Annotated in this window: 1 protein-coding gene; it reads left to right on the forward strand. The window is 71.9% G+C overall.

The features are described 5' to 3' along the window. A partial coding sequence (locus ACTWQJ_RS48585) for an amino acid adenylation domain-containing protein (protein WP_443312766.1) occupies positions 1 to 3,526 on the forward strand: 3,526 nt, incomplete at both ends.

Below are 3,526 nucleotides of genomic sequence, written 5' to 3' on the forward strand. Positions count from 1 at the left end.
GCGGATCTGTCCACCGTGCGCACGCTCGTCGTCGCCGGCGAGGCGTCCTCGGCGGACCTTGTGGGCCGCTGGTCGACGGGCCGACGGATGATCAACGCGTACGGGCCGACCGAGACGACGGTGTGCGCCACGATGAGCGCCCCGCTGAACGGCGGCCACCGGCCGCCCATCGGGCTGCCGATCGCCAACATGCGCACCTACGTCCTCGACGGCCGGCTGCGTCCCGTCCCGGTCGGCGTGCCCGGCGAGCTGTACCTCGCGGGCGCGGGCGTGGCGCGGGGATACCTGAACCGTCCGGCGCTGACCGCGGATCGCTTCGTGGCATGCCCGTTCGGCGCGCCGGGCGAGCGGATGTACCGCACCGGCGACCTCGTCGAGCGGCGCGCCGACGGCACCCTCGTGTACCTGGGCCGTACCGACGACCAGGTCAAGGTGCGCGGCCACCGAGTCGAGCTCGGCGAGATCGAGTCCGCACTGACGGCCCAGCCCGAGGTCGCCCAGGCGGCCGTGGTGACCAGGGCGGACCGCCCGGGCCAGATCATCGCCTACGTCGTCCCGTCCGGCGCCGCCGACGACTCCCTCGGCGCGGACCTGCGAGGCCGCCTCACCGGCAGACTCCCGTCCTTCATGGTTCCGGCGGTGGTGGTGCTGTCGGTGCTGCCGTTGACGCCGAACGGGAAGCTGGACCGGCGTGCGTTGCCGGTGCCGGAGTTCGGCGCGGTGGCGGGCCGGGCTCCGCGGACGCCTGTAGAGGAGGTGCTGTGCGGGCTGTTCGCCGAGGTGCTGGGGGTTTCGCGGGTCGGGATCGACGATGGTTTCTTCGATCTGGGTGGGCATTCGCTGCTGGCGACGCGGCTGGTGAGTCGGGTGCGGTCGGTGCTGGGTGTGGAGTTGCCGCTTGCGGCGTTGTTCGATGCTCCGACGGTGGCGGGGCTGGCGGGCCGGGTGGAGGCGCCTGAGTCGGGGGCTGCGCGGCGTGTGTTGGTGCGGCGGGAGCGGCCTGAGGTGGTGCCGCTGTCGTTCGCGCAGCAGCGGTTGTGGTTCCTGAACCGGCTGCAGGGTGTGGATGCGTTGTACAACATGCCGGTGGTGCTGCGCTTGCGCGGTGAGCTGGACCGTGCGGCGTTGCGGCTGGCGGTGGGTGATGTGGTGGCGCGGCACGAGGCGTTGCGCACGGTCTTCCCCGACACCGACGGCCGAGCGCGGCAGGTCGCGCTCGACACCTGGGACGTTCCCCTGCCGGTGGTGGACACCGACGAACAGGCACTGCCGGAGCTGCTGCGGGAGGCAGCGGGCGCGGGCTTCGATCTGGCGCGTGAACTGCCGTTGCGGGTGACGCTGTTCTCGCTGGGCGAGCGGGAGCATGTGCTGGCACTGGTGATGCACCACATCGCCGGTGACGGCTGGTCGATGGGGCCGCTCGCCCACGACCTGGGAACGGCATACGCGGCCCGCCACGACGGGCGCGTTCCCGACTGGCAGCCGTTGCCGGTGCAGTATGCGGACTACGCGCTGTGGCAGCGTGAGCTGCTGGGCGCGGAGGACGATCCGGGCAGTCTGGCGCACGAGCAGCTGGAGTACTGGCGTACGGCGCTGGCGGGTCTGCCGGAGGAGCTGGACCTGCCCACCGACCGCCCGCGACCGCTCGCAGCGAGCCACGTCGGTGGACGCGTGACCGTCGACTGGGATGCGGAACTCCACCGGTACCTGGTCGAATTCGCACGAGGCTCCTCCGCATCGGCCTTCATGGTGGTGCAGGCGGCGTTGGCGGTGTTGCTGAGTCGTCTGGGTGCGGGTGAGGACATTCCGATCGGTACGCCGGTCGCGGGTCGTACGGATGAGGCGCTGGACGATCTGGTCGGGTTCTTCGCCAATACGCTGGTGTTGCGGACGGATGTGTCGGGTGGTCCGACGTTCCGTGAGGTGCTGGCGCGGGTGCGGGCGACGGATCTGGCGGCGTACGCGCATCAGGACGTGCCGTTCGAGCGGCTGGTGGAGCTGGTCAATCCGGCGCGCTCGCGGGCCCGTCATCCGCTGTTCCAGGTCCTGCTGGCCTTCCAGAACACCCCCGAAGTCACCCTCCGACTCCCCGGCCTCAGCGTCGAGACCGCCGGCCTCGACGTCGGCGTCGCCAAGTTCGACCTGTCGCTCAACATCCAGGAACGTCACGACGACCAGCGGCCCGGTGGCATCGGGGGCACGCTCGAGTACAACGGCGACCTCTTCGACCGCGGCTCCGCCGCCGCGATCGCGGCGCGCCTGGAGCGCACCCTGCGCGCTCTGCTGGCCGACCCGGACCGGCCCGTCGACCGCGTCGACATCCTCGACGAGGACGAACGCCACCAGGTCCTCACCGCCTGGAACGCCACCTCCTCCGAGACCCGGCACCAGACCCTCCCCGGGCTCTTCGAGGCCCAGGCCGCCCGCACACCCAGCGCTACGGCCGTCCGGATGGGCGACGCACACCTCACCTACGCGGAGTTGAACGCGCTCGCCAACGGCGTGGCACGCCAGGTGACCGGCCCGGGCGTGGGACCCGAGGACCTGGTCGCGGTGGCCATGCCCCCGTCGCTGCGCCTGCCGGCGGCGCTGCTCGGCGTGCTCAAGGCCGGTGCCGCCTATCTGCCCGTCGACCCCCGGTACCCGGCCGACCGCATCGCGGCCATGCTGGACGACGCCGCCCCGGCGCTGCTGCTGACGACCGAGGAGACGGTCCGGGAACGGGACGAGTTCGGCACCGCCCCGCGTCTGTTCGTCGACACCGTCGACCCCGTGGCCGACAACCCGTCCGACGACCGGCGCACCGCACCGCTGCGGCCCCACCACCCCGCCTACGTCGTCTACACCTCGGGCTCCACCGGCAGGCCCAAGGGCGTGATCGTGGAACAGCGCAACCTCGTCGACTACCTGGAGTGGGCCGGCGCCAGCTATCCGAGTGCGCGCGGCTCCGCCCTGCTGCACTCCTCGGTCTCCTTCGACATGACCGTGACCGCGCTGCTGACCCCGCTGACCGTAGGCGGCTGCGTGACCCTGGGAAGCCTCGACGACCAGGGGCTGCCCGCCACCGCCCCGACCCTGCTCAAGGCGACCCCCAGCCATCTGACGCTGCTGCGGGCCCTGCCCGACCACGCCTCGCCGACCGAGGAGCTGCTGCTCGCCGGAGAGGCACTGACGACCGAGGCGCTGCGCGACTGGCGAAGCGCCCATCCCGGCGTGTCCGTACGCAATGTGTACGGCCCGACCGAGACCACCGTCAGCTGCACCGAGCACCGCATCGAACCGGGCGAGGAGCCCGTCGGCGCGTTCCCGATCGGTCGCCCGCTCGCGAACACCCGGGTGTACGTCCTCGGCCGCGGGCTCCTGCCGGTGCCGGTCGGTGTGCCCGGCGAGCTGTATGTGGCGGGCGATGGTGTGGCGCGGGGGTATCTGAACCGTCCGGGGCTGACGGCGGATCGTTTTGTGGCGTGTCCGTTCGGTGTGCCGGGTGAGCGGATGTACCGCACGGGTGATCTGGTGCGGTGGAACG

This window comes from Streptomyces sp. KR55, from assembly GCF_052245645.1.
Taxonomy (GTDB): Bacteria; Actinomycetota; Actinomycetes; order Streptomycetales; family Streptomycetaceae; genus Streptomyces; species Streptomyces flavusporus.